Genomic DNA, 15,691 nt, shown 5'->3' with positions numbered 1-15,691 from the left:
TGGAAGCTCTGTTCATCGCACCGTGAGAGCTGCACCTTGAGAACTGCACAGTGGACGTCGCGAGCATCTTTGCGTGTGAGCAAGTGTTGAAGGGCGCACGGTGGATGCCTCGGCATCAGGAGCCGATGAAGGACGTGGGAGGCTGCGATAAGCCTCGGGGAGCTGTCAACCGAGCTGTGATCCGAGGGTGTCCGAATGGGGAAACCCGGCCGGAGTGATGTCCGGTCACCGCTGCCTGAATGTATAGGGCAGTGGGAGGTAACGCGGGAAAGTGAAACATCTCAGTACCCGCAGGAAGAGAAAGCAACAGCGATTCCCCGAGTAGTGGCGAGCGAAACGGGATCGAGGCTAAACCGAGTACGTGTCAAAGCCGGCAGGCGTTGCGTGCTCGGGGTTGTTGGGACCACCTGGCTGGGGCTGCCGCCTCAGCAGGGAGTACACGGACAACCAGCTCAATGCGTTGGAACGCGCAGGCGTAGTGGGTGAGACCCCCGTCGGCGAAAGTTGTGCGTGCTCCCGGGTGTCATCCCGAGTAGCACGGGATCCGTGGATTCCCGTGTGAATCGGCCAGGACCACCTGGTAAGCCTAAATACTCCTGATGACCGATAGCGGAGAGTACCGTGAGGGAATGGTGAAAAGTACCCCGAGAGGGGAGTGAAATAGTCCCTGAAACCGTGTGCCTATAATCCGTCAGAGCCTTCGGGTGATGGCGTGCCTTTTGAAGAATGAGCCTGCGAGTTAGTGGTGCGTGGCGAGGTTAACCCGTTGTGGGGAAGCCGGAGCGAAAGCGAGTCCTAAAAGGGCGTGGTAGTCGCGTGCTCTAGACCCGAAACCGAGTGATCTACCCATGGCCAGGGTGAAGCCCGGGTAATACCGGGTGGAGGCCCGAACCCACCAGGGTTGAAAACCTGGGGGATGAGCTGTGGGTAGGGGTGAAAGGCCAATCAAACTCGGAGATAGCTGGTTCTCCCCGAAATGCATTTAGGTGCAGCGTCGTGTGTTTCGTCGTGCAGGTAGAGCTACTGGATGGCTGATGGCCCTTTGAGGGGTACTGAAGTCAACCAAACTCCGAATGGCATGGCGTGGAAAGCGCGGCAGTGAGTCGGCGGGGGAAAAGCTCCGTCGTCGAGAGGGAAACAGCCCAGAACACCGGCTAAGGCCCCCAAGTGTGTGCTTAGTGGGGAAGGATGTGGGACTGCCCGGACAACCAGGAGGTTGGCTTAGAAGCAGCCATCCTTGAAAGAGTGCGTAATAGCTCACTGGTCGAGTGGTCCTGCGCCGAAAATGTAGCGGGGCTCAAGCACACCGCCGAAGCCGTGTCGCCGTGACTGTGTGTCACGGTGGGTAGGGGAGCATCGTGTGGACGGTGAAGCGGCGGCGCAAGCCAGTCGTGGAGACCATGCGAGAGAGAATGCGGGCATGAGTAGTGAAAGAGGAGTGAGAATCTCCTCCGCCGGAAGACCAAGGGTTCCTGGGCAAGGCTGATCCGCCCAGGGTGAGTCGGAGCCTAAGGCGAGGCCGACAGGCGTAGCCGATGGATAACGGGTTGATATTCCCGTACCCGCCGACGCACGTCCCATACCGGCGTCGGTGCTCTCGGCACCATCGGCTCCGGCCTGTTCCGCTGTGCGGGACAGTGTCCGGCGCTCATGGTGTGGAGACCCGGCTGTCCGGTCAGCGATGGGGTGACGCAGCAGGGTAGCCCATCCCGGGCGATGGTAGTCCCGGGGTAACGGTGTAGGGCGGTGCACAGGAAAATCCGTGCACCGGTGCCTGAGACCGGAGGCCGAGCCCGTGTGGCGAAGTGGGTGATCCCGTACTGCCGAGAAAAGCCTCTAGCGAGTGCGTGGGTGGTCCGTACCCCAAACCAACACAGGTGGTCAGGTAGAGAATACCGAGGCGAGCGAGCAAACCGTGGTCAAGGAACTCGGCAAAATGTCCCCGTAACTTCGGGAGAAGGGGAGCCGGATGGCGTGTACACCCTCGGCGGTGGAAGCGCTGGCCGGCCGCAGTGAATAGGCCCGAGCGACTGTTTACTAAAAACACAGGTCCGTGCGAAGTCGTAAGACGAGGTATACGGACTGACGCCTGCCCGGTGCCGGAACGTTAAGAGGAGGGGTTAGTGGCCCTTGTGGCTGCGAAGCTCCGAATCTAAGCGCCGGTAAACGGCGGTGGTAACTATAACCATCCTAAGGTAGCGAAATTCCTTGTCGGGTAAGTTCCGACCTGCACGAATGGCGTAACGACTTGGGCGCTGTCTCGACCACGGACTCGACGAAATTGCAATACGAGTAAAGATGCTCGTTACGCGCGGCAGGACGGAAAGACCCCGGGACCTTTACTGTAGCTTGGTATTGGTGTCTGGTTCGGCTTGTGTAGGATAGGTGGGAGACTGGGAAGCTCACACGCCAGTGTGGGTGGAGTCGCTGTTGAAATACCACTCTGGTCGTTGCGGGCGTCTAACCTCGATCCGTGATCCGGATCAGGGACAGTGCCTGGTGGGCAGTTTAACTGGGGCGGTTGCCTCCCAAAGGGTAACGGAGGCGCCCAACGGTCCCCTCAGCCTGGTTGGAAACCAGGTGGCGAGTGCAAGGGCACAAGGGGGCTTGACTGTGAGACCGACGGGTCGAGCAGGTGCGAAAGCAGGGCCTAGTGATCCGGCACTGGCTGGTGGAAGCGGTGTCGCTCAACGGATAAAAGGTACCCCGGGGATAACAGGCTGATCCTGCCCAAGAGTCCATATCGACGGCATGGTTTGGCACCTCGATGTCGGCTCGTCGCATCCTGGGGCTGTAGTCGGTCCCAAGGGTTGGGCTGTTCGCCCATTAAAGCGGCACGCGAGCTGGGTTTAGAACGTCGTGAGACAGTTCGGTCCCTATCCGCCGCGCGCGTTCGGAGACTTGCGAGATGCTGTCCCCAGTACGAGAGGACCGGGACGGACGAACCTCTGGTGTGCCAGTTGTTCCGCCAGGAGCACGGCTGGTTGGCTACGTTCGGCACGGATAACCGCTGAAAGCATCTAAGCGGGAAGCCGTCCTCCAGATGAGGTCTCCCCCCGGCATGACCGGTTAAGGCCCCCACCAGATCAGTGGGTTGATAGGCCGGACGTGGAAGCCTGGTAACAGGTGAAGCCGACCGGCACTAATCGGCCGAGCGACTTGCTCATATCACGCGGCGTTCACTGTGGAGTTCTTAAGGTGTATTGCCCCGGCGGTTGCCATACTGGCACCGCCGGGGCTTTTTGCATGTCCGTGGGCCATACTTTGCCTACCCCACCCGTGGTGCCGGGTAGTCGTGCCGTATGCCGTGTATGTCGGGACGCGGGGTGGGCATTCGCCCGGCGAGGTAACGAGGTCCGGTCCGGAGGTGAGGTGCATGCTGCCGCAGCCTTGTGTGCTGCTCAAGTACGGCGAGCTGGCGCTCAAGGGACATAACCGCGGCTTGTTCGAGCAGCACTTGCTGCACAATCTGGAGTACGCCGTGGGTGATGACACGTCGGTGCGGATTCGCCGCCGTGCGGGGGTGCTGGTGCTGTCATCCTCTCGGATGCCGCTGCATGAGCTCGTGGAACGTGCGCGGCAGGTGGTTGGAATCAGTGTGGTGCAGCCGGGACTGCGGGTGGCCAAGGATGCCGATGATGTTGCGGCTGCTGCAGTGCGGATGTTGCGCGAACGGTTCGGAGCCGGGGACATGGCTCATGCCGAGTACAGTTTCGCCGTCCGTGCCAGGCGACGGCACAAGGGCTTCCCGCTGACCTCGGACCAGCTCGCCGCGCATGTTGGGCAGCGCGTATGCGATGAGCTGGGTTGGCCCGTTGATTTGAAGACTCCCGAGGTCAAAGTCGAGGTGGAAGTCGACCGCAACGAGGTCTTCGTGTCCCTCGAACGGCATTCGGGGCAGGGTGGTCTGCCGGTTGGCTCGAGTGGCCGTGCTCTGGCGCTGCTTTCCGGTGGGTTCGATTCGCCGGTCGCCGCATATCGGGCCATGCGACGTGGACTGCGTTGCGACTTCGTGCACTTCACCGGTGCGCCTTACACCGGCCCGTCATCGAGTTACAAGGCATACGCGCTGGCTCGCAGGCTCAACCGGTTCCAGGGAGGTACTCGGCTGCACGTGGTGCCGATCGGCAGTGCGCAACGGTCGCTGGCCACCGCAGGTGCCGGTCAGTTGCAGATCGTCGCCCAGCGCAGATTGATCGTCCGGGCCGCCGATGTCCTGGCTCATCGGTTGGGCGCGGAGGCTCTCGTGGCCGGGGACAGTCTGGGGCAGGTTTCCAGTCAGACGCTGACCAATCTCGCCAATACCGAGGCCGTGTCCTCGCTGCCACTGCTGCGTCCTTTGCTGGCGTTCGACAAGGACGAGATCATGTCCGAGGCTCGGCAGATCGGCACCAGCGAGATTTCCACCTTGCCGGATGAGGACTGCTGCAAGCTGATCATGCCACCGCGGGTGGCTACCCATTCCAGGCCGGAGCAGCTGACTCGCCTGGAGAAGCGGCTCGACCTCGATGAGCTCGTGGAAAAGCTGCTGGCCAATGTGCAGGTGCTGGCACCGGACGAACTCGCCGCCACCTCCGAGGAGTGAATGGACTGTTCGTCTCGTCTATCTGGACGAAAGTTCCGTTCACCACGTCGACGCTCGGCGCGACAAGATTGCCCTATTGATGCGGATGGTGAGGCAGAATGAGGCCTGTACCGGTGCCGGGCCGGATGAGGAGGGCGCAATGAGCGCTGCGGTATGGCCGGATCGTTTGTTGTCGTCTGCGCTCCTCGATCCGGCGATGTTGCTGCCCAGGCGTGGTTCATGACCGGCCCTGCCTATCGGCATGATCCGCTGCGCGCATTGATGTCGCTGCGCGCGACGCGATGGTTCACCGATGAAGATGTCGGCGATCACGACCTGCATCGGATTCTGGAAACCGCCCGGTGGACGGGTTCGGCGCGTAATCGCCAGCCGTGGCGGTTTCACACGGTGCGTGATGCGGATGTGCGCGAGGCGCTGAGCAGGTGCGGCGCTTACGCTCTCCACCTACGTGCTGCACCTGTGGTGGTATTGCTGGCGTTGGACCACAGCGGGACGGATGCGGAGTTCGACGGTGGGCGGGTCGCGCAGAACCTCATGCTCGCCGCGCACGTCATCGGACTCGGTTCCTGCCCTGTCACGTTCTTTCCGCAGCACAACGTCGAATGGGTCACGGAGAGGGCGGGCCTGGCCGAACCGTGGCAGGTCCGCACCGGTATAGCTCTCGGCCATCCGGCTTCGGCCCCGGTCGGGAAGTCGGCCATCCCGGCCGGCCGCCACTCACTGACCACCCTGTGGCGAGAGGAGTGAGCGGACTGGTCATCTCGTCTATCGGGACGAAAGTTCCGTTCACCACGCTGGCAGCGGTGATTACCGGTCGTAGGCACCGCGCTTGAGGGTGGTCAGGAATGACTGCCAGCGCGCGGGCGAGAGAGTGAGCTGCCCGCCCTCGCGGTCCTCGGTGTCCCGAACCCCGACCGCCTCCACGGCAAAGCCGACCTCGACGCATGTTCCCTGACCCTGGGATCGAGTGGATGTGCGCCAGTTTGTGATATCGCTACTCATAGTGCCCCTATGCGCTGTCGAACAATCTCCAGCGACGCAGCCGGGTCGGCAGCGTGCGCGCGTAGATGTTCCATCACATGTGCATAGTTGGCTACGGCTGTGAGGTCTTCGACATAGAAACCGCCGTGCTGGCTTTCGAGGTAGACGACGTCGGCGTCCTCGGCTTCGGCATAGCGGAGGATGGTGACTTGGCCGCCGGTAGCCGGTTGTGCTCCGGCTTCAAGTGGCATGACCTGGAACGTGATGTTGGGTGATTCTGCGGCTTTGATGAGGTGTCGTAGTTGCTCTGCGAGTACTTCGGGGCCACCGACCTTCTTATAGAGTGCTGCCTCACCTGCGATGGCCCAGAGTTGGAGTGGTTCGTCATCGCTGAGGCGTTCTTGCCTCTGGAGACGAAGGTCAACACGGCGCTCGACCTCATCAGCTGTGGAGGTGAGCAGGGTCGCCTTGGTTAATGCACGCGCATACTCTTGTGTTTGGAGTAGGCCGGGGATGACCTCGGGCTCATATGTGCTGACTTCGGTGGCTTCCGCTTCGAGGCCGAGGTATCGCTCGTGCCACTCAGGCAGGACATCGACGTAAGTTTCCCACCATCCCTTGCGTCGGGCATCGCGCGCGAGAGAGGTGAGTTGATCACGCTCTTGGCGTGAAATCTCGTAAAGTTCGGCGAGAGCTACGACATCGCCATGCGCGGGCGTTCTCTTGCCTGCTTCCCACCGAGATACGAGTGACTGAGCTCGTCCGACACTGTCCGCGACTTGTTGTGTCGTGAGCCCTGCTTTGTCGCGGAGAGAACGTAGATCGCGGGCCAAGCGTCGCCGCCGGACCACTGGTGATGACTCCATATGGGCCAGTCTTGCGGGTGAACCTTGAACTGCCCAGGGGTGTCACTCGAACGATATCTATCCCATTGGAATTATCCCAAGGACACTATCCCTCAGGGATCAATCAAGGAGGTCTGGATGTACGAGGGTTTGGTGGGGTCTTGGCAGGGGCCGGTGGTGTGGTGGCAGCCGGTGCTGGGGGAGCGGCATGCGTTGTCCCCGGAGGAGCGCCCACGCCCGGGGCAGACGCGCGACACGGTATGCGGGCTGAGTGTCACGTTGCAGGCCCCGTCCGATGTGGATTGGTTGTTGCCGACCTGCGATGAGTGCTGGGCGCAGGCTGTGGCCCGCCGAGACGATCAAGTGGAGCATCAACGTGCGCAGCGCGAGCGCGAGCGGCGTGCACAGGCGAGTGAGCGTGCGCGTCGGGATGCGGATCGGCGGTGGTCCTGATGTTGTTCGGAGAGCCGTTGTTCATGCTGCTGCCCTCGGCGGGTGGAATCTCCCTCGGAGCGGGGGCGCTGGTTGCCGCAGCAGCACTGGCCGGGATGTTGCCGTGGCGAGGTGGTGCCGGTCAGCACGCGCACGCCGGCCCGGGGACGTTGACCGTGTGGCAACTGTGCCCGTCGGATGGATCCACTCCGCAGCGGCGGGACGAGGATCGCATGCCGTATCCAGGCATGGGCACGCCCGAGCCCGTCTCGGAGAAGATCGGCTGGACGGAGACGGGGGACTCGGAACCGTTCTGGCCGCAGCCGGTGTGGCCGGAGGACATCGCGCAGACGCCGCGCGTATTGGAACCCGGCGCACTGTGGGACGAGCCCATGCTCCGGGGCGAGTGTGTCGAGCAGGGGTATCTCGGCAGACACCGACTGGTCAGCCCGTTCGAGAAGTTCCGCACCGACCTGGTCTTTTCGCAATAGCGCCGAATCGACGCAGGTCCACACCAGCGACCCGAGGGCCGACATCACAGCACCATGCCGTGATGTCGGCCCTTTTGCTGCTTGGTTCCATGAAACTGCCCCCTGCTCTCGCCTTGTGGATCGGCCCTGGGAGGTCATACCGAGGGCCATTCCGAGTGTGGTGGCCGAGTTTGGGTCATTCGGGTGAGCGGAGAGTGAGTGCGGAACCACGTTAGAGTGCTGATCGTCATAGTGCTGGTTCACTGCTTCTGCTGACGATCGGTGTCGAAATCGTGCAGGATGGACCCGATCGGTGATCACGACCCCGAGGGGGAGGTACGCGTGACCCAAGCTCAAGGCGGCTTCGGCGTCGACCGTGACGCACTCATGAAGGCCATCCAAGAACTCGAGGACGCTCGCGATGAGGCTTACCAACTTGCCGAGAGTGCAACGACGATTTCTCCGGGTGAGTTGACTGCCAAGGACGTGAGCACACTCCGAGCACGGCAGATGTTTCAGGAACGCATGACGGGCGACGAGAAATCCTTGCATGCCATGGCTGACACGATTCGCAAGAGATTGAACGAGAAGATCCAGGCGTATAAGGCATCGTTGGACGAGTATCACCGTGCCGATGACAACGCGGCCGTGGACGGGCAGCGGCTTGAAGGGCAGGTCTGAGCACACTGTGCGTACCGAGATGGTTAGGTTCCGGCGCACTGCTGCCGTCGGTATCGGACTCGCGCTGACCGCCGCCTTGGCGGCGTGTTCCAGTGGTTCCGGTGCCGAAGGCACTCCGGGGAACAATCAGACTCAGCCCCCTGCTACCTCGCAGGCAGTTTCGGTGCCGACGATCGCCAATCCGAAGAACGCAGCGGCAATGGACGTGTGCAAGTTGCTTCCCTCCGAAGCAGCAACAGAGCTTGGAATGAAATCGAACGGTGAGAGGCATTCCAATAAGCTCAAACCAAGCCTGCCGGATAACTGCACATGGGAAAGCCCGGAAGGTGGGTCAACCAAGGTATCGTTGACGGCGATTGATGACCGATCACTTCAAGTCTATTATGAAAATAGTTCGCAATATGTCGACTTCGGGAAGTTGCGAATAGCGGGCTATCCGGCAGTGCGCGCAAACGGAAATGATCCGATGGAGGGTGGAAGCTGCGCCATATTTATGGCGACTCAGCAAGACCAGATAGCTAAGGCATTCGCTGCTGTTCCCGCAGCAGGTACGGGCAAGGCCAATCCTTGTGATTTGTCGAAGAAGGCATTGAAGCTGTCGGTGTCGTCGTGGCCTGCGGCGAAGTGATTGTGGGGGTGTAGTCAGTGGCTCCGACCAAGGGCAACGCATGCATGCACGCGAGCAGGGCGGAACATGCTCGGGCGCAGATGGCAGGCTCGCCTGATGCGACCAGTCTGCCTGCTCCAACAAGTCGAGGAGTCGTAGCTCTGGAAGAGGCTTCGAAAGCCTTTCGCGGTCTGGGCAATAAGATTGAGGGTGCCCTGAGAAAGGCCGAGGCGGCGCACTACGGGCGAACGGCGGAGGCAGCGAATGCTTCCATCGCCGAAATCAAGCCGCATGCGGAGAACGCTGCGAACACGGCCGATACCGTGAAGCAAACGCTGGTCGACCAGACCAAGAACCAGAACGAGACGTTCGCGGCGATCCCGCGCGAGGGCGAGAAGCTGCAGGACGGTCGAATGGCCCAGATCAAGGTCCCGGAAAAGGGCTGGGTGGAGGATTACCACGTCGATGACATTCCGGTCGTCGGTGGCTGGGCCAGTGATTACGAGGAGCGCCAGGAGCGATTCCAGGCCACGAACGACGAGGCCGACACCGTCATGCGTCGCTACGGGGCGCAGACCGATGGTGTCATCGGGCGCACCCCCGAATTCGAGCAGCCGGCTCAGGATTCGACACCATCCCCGCAGCAGCCGCAGCAGTACGGCGGCAGCGCGAGTGGTGCGATGGCGGGAGCGCATTACAGCAGTGGGCCGAGCATGGGCGGAGGTTCTCCGTCGTCGACGTCCTCGGCATGGGCTTCGGGTGCCGGTGCCCCGGCCGGTGGTTCCTACTCTCCGCCGGTGAGTTCGGCCCCGTCCGCGAACGCCCCGGCGGGCACCGGGTCGGCGTGGACGTCCCCGTCGGGCGGTGCACAGCCACCCGGCGCGGTGCGCGGTTCGGACGGCATGCTGTATCGGCAGAATCCCGACGGCACCTGGCAGCGGCAGAACCCCCACAACGGTCGGTGGGCCCCCGCACCGAAGGGCCCATCCGGTGCGGCCGGAGCCCGTGGCGGTGGCAGTGCCCTCGGAGGCGGTCGCCCCGGTGGTGGGTTCGGGCCGCGTGGTTCCGGTGGTCCACTGGCAGCAGGCGGCCGTGCGGGCAGCGGAAGCTTCGGTCCCACCGGTGGCTCGTCGGCCTCCGGAACAGCCGCGAGCGGGTCCGGCAGTGGCCGGGGCGGCATGATGCGCGGTGGCCCGATGGCGGGCGCGGGCGGCCAGCAGGGTCAGGGCGATGCGGAAGAAGAACACGAGCGTCCGACCTGGCTGGTGGAGTCCGAGGACGTGTTCACCAATGACATGGACCGCGTCGCACCACCCGTGCTCGGTGCGCTTCCCCACGAGGAACAGGGCCGCTGATCGTGGGAGAAAACCGAATCTCGATCACGCCCGATTCCGCCGCATACCTGTGTGAACGATTCGACATACAGCTGCATCCGCTGCTGCGGGTGGGGCGAATGCCGATGGAGGCAGGCGAGGACGAGCGCAGGCAGGCCGGCGAGGAAGGCCGCAGGCAACTCAAGCAGCAGGGGCTGATCGACACCGACGAGGTGCACCCGTTTCTGAACGACGCCTGGCATCTGCTGGCCCACCCGCCACTGGCGGTGGGACTGGCCGTGCAGTCCCGCACGGGCGAGAACTTCAACGCGGTCCTGGTCGAGCAGAGCCGCAACACCATCCAGGCCTACCAGGCCGACGGGGAGACTCCCGAGGAGCTGCGGGACATCGTGATCAGCAGACACGAGTACGGCGGCCCGGCGGGGAATGCGGTGAACCTGCTCGGCGGACTCCGACCTGCCGCGGGGGGATCGGCGAGTCTGCCCGCCGAACTTCTGGACACGGCGAGTAAGCGCATGGCGGCCGATCCGTCGGGCAGTATGCCCGCCGCACTGGCCTCGTCCGGAGTGCGGCAGGCGGACGCACAGGTCCTGGCGAAGGCGTTCGGTGCGCCGCGCACCCTCGACGGCGTGCTCACTGTCCGCGTCTACGACCGCAAGGTGCGCCGCACGCACAAGCTGCCGACCAACCTGCAGGTCTTCGCCACCGAGGACGGGTGCTACCTGGCGCAGAAGAAACCGGGTGGCGACGGGCGCGAGTGGTTCACCCTCGCACCCGCCGACGGCCGCAAGATCGCTGCGGCGCTGGAGGAGATGGTCGGGGCTCTGGGTGGAGCCCGCGCGCCGGTAGTGAGTCTGGGTGGAGCGTCTCAGTAGAAGGAGTGCTCCGGTAGTGGTTGGCCGGAGACTTTGCGCAGCGCGTGTGCGACGTTGTCCAGCCACCACACCGTGAACCGGCACGTCACAACCGCTTGCGGTCCCGAGTGGTACCGGTCTTCTTGGCGCCACCACCTCGCGGAGGTTGAGCAACTCGCCGACGGGAGGCTGTCCTGTGCTTGCTGCGCCCCTCCTCGTAGCGACGTTTCCGTGCTTCGCGGGACATCGATACACCCTCGTCCGACCCTTGGCCGAGGACGATTTCCTCCAATCGCCGTACCCGCTCATCCACCGAAGCCGCATCGTCGGCAGGGTGCTTTCTACCAGGCTGCTCGCTGTCTCGCTTCTGTTCGAGCCACCGGCGGATGAGTGCCGTCGGCCGGATGTGTTCTGCGTCGGCTTGCTCGCGTACCCAGTCCAACAGCGACTTGGGCAAGCGCAGTGAGGTCGACACCATGGGATCGGATTCCGTGTCATTTTCCGGCTTGGCGCGCCGGAGTTCCGCGCTGGTGTCGTGCGTGTCGTAGTACTCGGCGATTTCGTCGAGTCTGGCGGGATCAATCGGATTGTTCATGGTTACCTTCCCTTCCGCCGGAAGGTGCGGCGCTCGGTGCCGGTCATCGGGCGGGCCGTGACGAACAGAGCATGCACAGTGTGGAAGTGATACGTGTTCACCGCAAGATCGCTGCGGCGCTGGAGGAGATGGTCGGGGCTCTGGTGGCACCCCCGCGCCGGTAGCGTGTCTCGGTGGAGCGTCTCAGTAGAAGGAGTGCTCCGGTAGTGGTTGGCCGGAGACTTTGCGCAGCGCGTGTGCGACGTTGTCCAGCCACCACACCGTGAACCGCGCCGGGGTCTGCGGATCGCTCCAGTCCGCCTGCTCGCCGACCTGCTGCTCGACGGGCGGGCAGTCCGGGCCGAGCACGCCGTGCTGCACGCCGTAGCCGATTCGCAGGTTCAGCAGCACCCAGAACCAGGACTCGACCTCCTCCGCGCAGTGCAACTCCAGCGACTCACCACGTTCGGGCATCGTGGACAGTGCCACGTCGGCATCTTCGCGCAGCCGGGTCATCAGGTCGGCTTCCCGCCAATGGTCCAGCGCGTCGTCACCGGCGAGGCCGCACCAGTTGTCCCGCAGCGTGCACAGGATCTCCGAGTTGAGCGGGGTCACCGGCAACGGCATGCCCAGTGCCTCACACAGTGAGTCGTACTCGCGGTACTCGTCGATGCGGGACTGCACCATGCCCCGGTAGCGGGGCAGCGACACGCGTAACCAGCCGTGCATGATCGGATCGAAATCCACGATCAGCGTGCCGTCCACAAGGGAGCACCGAAACGCCATACCCGAGTCTCCTGTCGCCCTCAGCCTGAGGGGCGATTATCGCAGCCCCGCTGTAGCGGCCGGTACCCGCACCGTGACTGTCGATCACTGGTGGAATACGCAGACGCCACGTCGGTGAATCCCGAAGTGGCGTGGTTCGGTCGTCGGGTTCGTGGTGGATTACTACTCTTGGTCGAGGATGTCGACGGTGTTGGTGGCGACGGTCTGCAGGCTGTGGTTGCGCTTTACCCATTGAGACAGCGCCACCCGACGCGCCGTGTCCGGGGAATCCGTCAATGCCCTGTCCATGGCTTCGGATACGGCATCGTCGTCCCATTCGACGGCCCACCCCAGGTCGTTGTCGCGAATGATCGATGCCATGGGGCCGACTCCGGCATAGATGACGGGTGCACCGGCGGACAGACTCGAGAGGGCCTTCGTCGCGAATGCGAAATCGTATCCGACACCGGGCTTCACCGAAGCCAGCGCGGCCGATGCGGTGGAGAACTCGTTGCTCAAGTGCTCCGCTGATTGCGGTGGGCGAAACTCCACTTTCCCCGGGGCCAGGTCGTTCGCAAGGTCTTTCAGTGCGGGCACGTCCACGCCTTGGCCGATCATCAGCAGTGTGGCGTCGGGATGCTTGTCGGCTATCCTCGCGAAGGATCGGATGAAGATCGCAGCACCGTGGATCTCCGACATCGTTCCGCCGTAGACCAGTTTTTTGGCTGGTGTTTGCTCGTCGTTCGGAGTGAAATCGAACCTGGTGGTGTCGATGCCCACGCCGACGATCGTGATGCGGTCCTCGGGTACACCCAGCGACAGCAGGTCCTTCTTCACGCCGTCCGAGACGGCGATGATGCGTCGAGCCCCATTGAGTACCCAGCGCTCCAAAAATTTCAGAGCACGGACCACCGTGCGATTGACGCCGATACCCTCTGCCGCAGTCGAGACCACGTCGGCGGAGTAATGAAAGTACGGGGTACGCCTCAGTGCACACACAATTCTGCTGACCACGCCGGTGGTGGTCGGTGGCTCCACCACGACCACATCGCTTTTCGTGAACAGCAATCGAAAAAGCAACGGTATGTCGTAGCTGAGGTATTGAACGTACCCGCGGACGTTTCCGCCCTTGTCACGCAGTACCGGCCATCGCCGAACATCGAGCCCGGCATCGTCGATACGCGTGCCCTTGGGAGGCACGGTGGTCAGCACTCTGACGTGGTGCCCCTGGGTTGTCAGTTCGTCGGCCAGGGCACCCAGGCGGTAGGCAGCCGCGCCCGCCTCGGGCCGGAACAATCTGGAGACGATCGTGATTCGCTGCGGCATCGGATCAGGCGCTCCGCGTCTCCATCGGTTGCTTGGCCGTGGACAACAGTTCCTCGGCGGTGCGCAGGGTGTGCAGACCCTCCTGCATGGTCACCACGTCGTGGGAGACGCCCAGCACCGCATCGCGGAACTTCTCGTGCTCGACGCGCAATGGTTCCCGCTTCTGTATCGCGAACCGGGTCATGTCGCCCTCGGCGACCCCGCGGAAGTTCGCCACCGACTCCCACTCGGTGCTGACCACGCCATTGGCGTGGAAGGTGAGGTCGGCGGTGAGCGTGTCGGCGACGAACGCGCCCTTCTCGCCGGTCACCACGGTGACTCGCTCTTTCATCGGGGAAAGCCAGTTCACCAGGTGATTGGTGATGGTGCCGTCGGCGAGCCTGCCGGTCGCGGCCACCATGTCCTCGTGCGCCCGCCCGGAGCGGGTGGTGACTTGGGCGGACACGCTGGTGTACTCGGACTTGGCCAGCCATGCCGTCAGGTCGATGTCGTGCGTGGCGAGGTCCTTGACCACACCGACGTCGGCGATCCGCGCCGGGAAAGGTCCCTGCCTGCGGGTGGCGATCTGGTAGATCTCACCGAGCTCGCCTGCGGCCATCCGTTCGCGCAGCGACTGCAACGCCGGGTTGTACCGTTCGATGTGTCCGACCGCGCCGACCACGCTGTTCGTGGTGAACGCCTCGACCAGCCTGGTCCCGGCCTCGATGCTGTGCGCGATCGGCTTTTCGATCAGCGTGTGCACGCCCGCTTCGGCGAGCGCGAGGCCTGCTTCCTCGTGCAGCCCGGTCGGCACTGCGCACACGGCCATGTCGATACCCGCGTCGATCAGCTCCGCCACGCTGCCGAGTACCGGCATCCCATCGGCGACTCCGTGTGGATCACCGGTGGCGTCGGCGACCGCGGCCAGCGTCAGGCCATCCACCTCCCGGATCACCCGCGCGTGGTGGCGGCCCATCATACCGAGCCCGAGCAGGCCGACTCGTAGTTCGGTCACGCTCATGCACCTGCCTTTGCCAGTGTGTTCACCGCGGTCACGATGCGCTCGCGGTCCTCATCGTCCAATGACGGGTGCACCGGCAGCGACAGCACGGTGCGAGCGGCCTGCTCGGTGTTCGGCAGGTCCTCCTGCCGGGCGAACGACGGCAGCCGGTGATTCGGGATGGGGTAGTACACCCCGGAGCCGATTTGGTGCTCCTCCTTCAACGCGGTGGCGAAACCGTCCCGGTCCTCGGGAACCGTGATCGTGTACTGGTGGTAGACGTGCACGGCCCGGTCGGCGACCGCGGGCACTCCGACGCCGTGCAGGTTCCGGTCGAAGAACCGCGCGTTGTCCTGCCGGGTCTTGGTCCACTCGCCGACCTTGCTCAGTTGCACCCGGCCGATCGCGGCATGCAGGTTGGTCATCCGCGCGTTGAATCCGACGATCTCGTTCTCGTACTGGCGCTCCATGCCCTGGCTGCGCAGCAGGCGCAGGGTCCGGTCCACCTCGGCATCCCCGGTGGCGACCATGCCGCCCTCGCCGGAGGTCATGTTCTTGGTGGGGTAGAGGCTGAACATGGCGAAGGTGCCGAAGGTGCCGACCGGATGGCCGTCGAGGCTCGCACCGTGTGCCTGTGCTGCATCCTCGAACAAGGCCAACCCGTGCTGCTCGGCAAGTCGCTGCAACGCAGGCATGTTCGCCGGGTGCCCGTAGAGATGTACCGGCATGATCCCCTTGGTGCGCTCGGTGATCAGCTCGGCGACGTGCTCCGGGGCGAGGCAGTAGTGGTCGGGTTCGATATCGGCGAAGACCGGTGTGGCCCCGGTCAGCGCCACCGCGTTCGCCGTGGCGGCGAAGGTGAACGAGGGCACGATCACCTCATCGCCGAGACCGACTCCGGCGGCGAGCAACCCGAGGTGCAGCCCCGCGGTGCCCGAGTTGACCGATACGGTTGACCTACCGTCCAGCAGTTCCTGGCTGAACTCCTGCTCGAATGCGGTGACCTCGGCGCCCTGCGCCAGCATGCCGGAGCGGAGCACTTCGTCGACGGCTTCGCGTTCCGCGTCACCGATGATCGGCTTGGCGGGCGGGATGAACTCCTTGCTCACGAGGTGTCCTCGATGTCGTTCGGGGAATGTCGGCTTCACTGTATTCCTGCTTCCGGTGCGCCCAGGCAGGGGCCGGAATACACGAAACCCGCAGCCCATGCGTCACTACCTGACCAGAGCCATGCCAATGCGGGCAGATACTGTGCGAT

At 63.7% G+C, this 15,691-nt stretch carries 15 protein-coding genes and 1 rRNA gene; 9 read left to right on the top strand and 7 right to left on the bottom strand.

Features of this window, described 5'->3' with window-relative positions:
* Positions 1-77: 77 nt before the first annotated feature.
* The 3 genes from JOF55_RS10240 to JOF55_RS10230 all read left to right on the top strand — a co-directional run bounded on the left by JOF55_RS10240 (position 78) and on the right by JOF55_RS10230 (position 5,332).
* A 23S ribosomal RNA gene (locus JOF55_RS10240) occupies positions 78-3,167 on the top strand.
* A gap of 212 nt (positions 3,168-3,379) precedes the next feature.
* Positions 3,380-4,585 (top strand): tRNA uracil 4-sulfurtransferase ThiI, encoded by a 1,206-nt coding sequence (thiI, locus tag JOF55_RS10235; protein WP_374727440.1) that lies wholly within the window; start codon positions 3,380-3,382, stop codon positions 4,583-4,585.
* Positions 4,586-4,738: 153 nt separating this feature from the next.
* On the top strand, positions 4,739-5,332 hold the full coding sequence (locus tag JOF55_RS10230; RefSeq protein ID WP_310272921.1) for a nitroreductase family protein: 594 nt from the start codon (positions 4,739-4,741) through the stop codon (positions 5,330-5,332).
* A gap of 60 nt (positions 5,333-5,392) precedes the next feature.
* Here the strand turns inward: JOF55_RS10230 and JOF55_RS10225 are convergent, their stop codons facing one another.
* Together JOF55_RS10225 and JOF55_RS10220 are read right to left on the bottom strand one after the other, a co-directional pair.
* A complete protein-coding gene (locus JOF55_RS10225) occupies positions 5,393-5,587 on the bottom strand; it encodes a DUF397 domain-containing protein (protein WP_310272919.1) in 195 nt (64 codons plus the stop codon).
* Positions 5,584-6,399, bottom strand: a complete 816-nt coding sequence (locus JOF55_RS10220; RefSeq protein ID WP_310272917.1) for a helix-turn-helix domain-containing protein — start codon at positions 6,397-6,399, stop codon at positions 5,584-5,586. The genes JOF55_RS10225 and JOF55_RS10220 overlap by 4 nt, the downstream gene beginning before the upstream one ends.
* A 150-nt stretch (positions 6,400-6,549) precedes the next feature.
* On the opposite strand from JOF55_RS10220, the gene JOF55_RS10215 reads away from it, so the two are divergent.
* The 6 genes from JOF55_RS10215 (at position 6,550) to JOF55_RS10190 (ending at position 10,810) form a co-directional block, all read left to right on the top strand.
* A complete protein-coding gene (locus JOF55_RS10215) occupies positions 6,550-6,864 on the top strand; it encodes an HC3 family zinc finger protein (protein WP_310272915.1) in 315 nt (104 codons plus the stop codon).
* Positions 6,864-7,334, top strand: a complete 471-nt coding sequence (locus JOF55_RS10210) for a hypothetical protein (RefSeq protein ID WP_310272913.1) — start codon at positions 6,864-6,866, stop codon at positions 7,332-7,334. Before JOF55_RS10215 ends, JOF55_RS10210 begins: the two co-directional genes overlap by 1 nt.
* A gap of 321 nt (positions 7,335-7,655) precedes the next feature.
* Positions 7,656-7,994 carry a hypothetical protein gene (locus tag JOF55_RS10205; RefSeq protein WP_310272911.1) on the top strand — a complete coding sequence of 113 codons (339 nt, stop codon included), beginning with the start codon at positions 7,656-7,658 and terminating at the stop codon, positions 7,992-7,994.
* 7 nt (positions 7,995-8,001) lie between these two features.
* Complete coding sequence (locus JOF55_RS10200; RefSeq protein WP_310272909.1) at positions 8,002-8,622, top strand: DUF3558 domain-containing protein; 621 nt, start codon at positions 8,002-8,004, stop codon at positions 8,620-8,622.
* 302 nt (positions 8,623-8,924) lie between these two features.
* On the top strand, positions 8,925-9,956 hold the full coding sequence (locus tag JOF55_RS10195; RefSeq protein ID WP_310272907.1) for a hypothetical protein: 1,032 nt from the start codon (positions 8,925-8,927) through the stop codon (positions 9,954-9,956).
* A gap of 2 nt (positions 9,957-9,958) precedes the next feature.
* On the top strand, positions 9,959-10,810 hold the full coding sequence (locus JOF55_RS10190; RefSeq protein WP_310272905.1) for an ESX secretion-associated protein EspG: 852 nt from the start codon (positions 9,959-9,961) through the stop codon (positions 10,808-10,810).
* 85 nt (positions 10,811-10,895) lie between these two features.
* Here JOF55_RS10190 and JOF55_RS10185 read toward each other — a convergent pair whose 3' ends face one another.
* The 5 genes from JOF55_RS10185 to JOF55_RS10165 all read right to left on the bottom strand — a co-directional run bounded on the left by JOF55_RS10185 (position 10,896) and on the right by JOF55_RS10165 (position 15,542).
* Positions 10,896-11,384, bottom strand: a complete 489-nt coding sequence (locus JOF55_RS10185) for a hypothetical protein (RefSeq protein WP_310272903.1) — start codon at positions 11,382-11,384, stop codon at positions 10,896-10,898.
* 183 nt (positions 11,385-11,567) lie between these two features.
* Positions 11,568-12,149 carry a DUF2017 family protein gene (locus JOF55_RS10180; protein ID WP_310272901.1) on the bottom strand — a complete coding sequence of 194 codons (582 nt, stop codon included), beginning with the start codon at positions 12,147-12,149 and terminating at the stop codon, positions 11,568-11,570.
* Between the two features lie 162 nt (positions 12,150-12,311).
* A complete protein-coding gene (locus tag JOF55_RS10175) occupies positions 12,312-13,454 on the bottom strand; it encodes a glycosyltransferase family 4 protein (RefSeq protein ID WP_310272899.1) in 1,143 nt (380 codons plus the stop codon).
* Positions 13,455-13,458: 4 nt separating this feature from the next.
* Positions 13,459-14,454, bottom strand: a complete 996-nt coding sequence (locus JOF55_RS10170) for a Gfo/Idh/MocA family protein (protein ID WP_374727262.1) — start codon at positions 14,452-14,454, stop codon at positions 13,459-13,461.
* Positions 14,451-15,542, bottom strand: a complete 1,092-nt coding sequence (locus JOF55_RS10165) for a DegT/DnrJ/EryC1/StrS family aminotransferase (RefSeq protein WP_310272895.1) — start codon at positions 15,540-15,542, stop codon at positions 14,451-14,453. Before JOF55_RS10165 ends, JOF55_RS10170 begins: the two co-directional genes overlap by 4 nt.
* Between the last annotated feature and the right edge of the window lie 149 nt (positions 15,543-15,691).

Source organism: Haloactinomyces albus (assembly GCF_031458135.1).
In the GTDB taxonomy this organism is placed as follows: domain Bacteria; phylum Actinomycetota; class Actinomycetes; order Mycobacteriales; family Pseudonocardiaceae; genus Haloactinomyces; species Haloactinomyces albus.
Note: the sequence above shows the minus strand (reverse complement) of the source record. Positions and strands in the feature narration are given on the sequence as shown.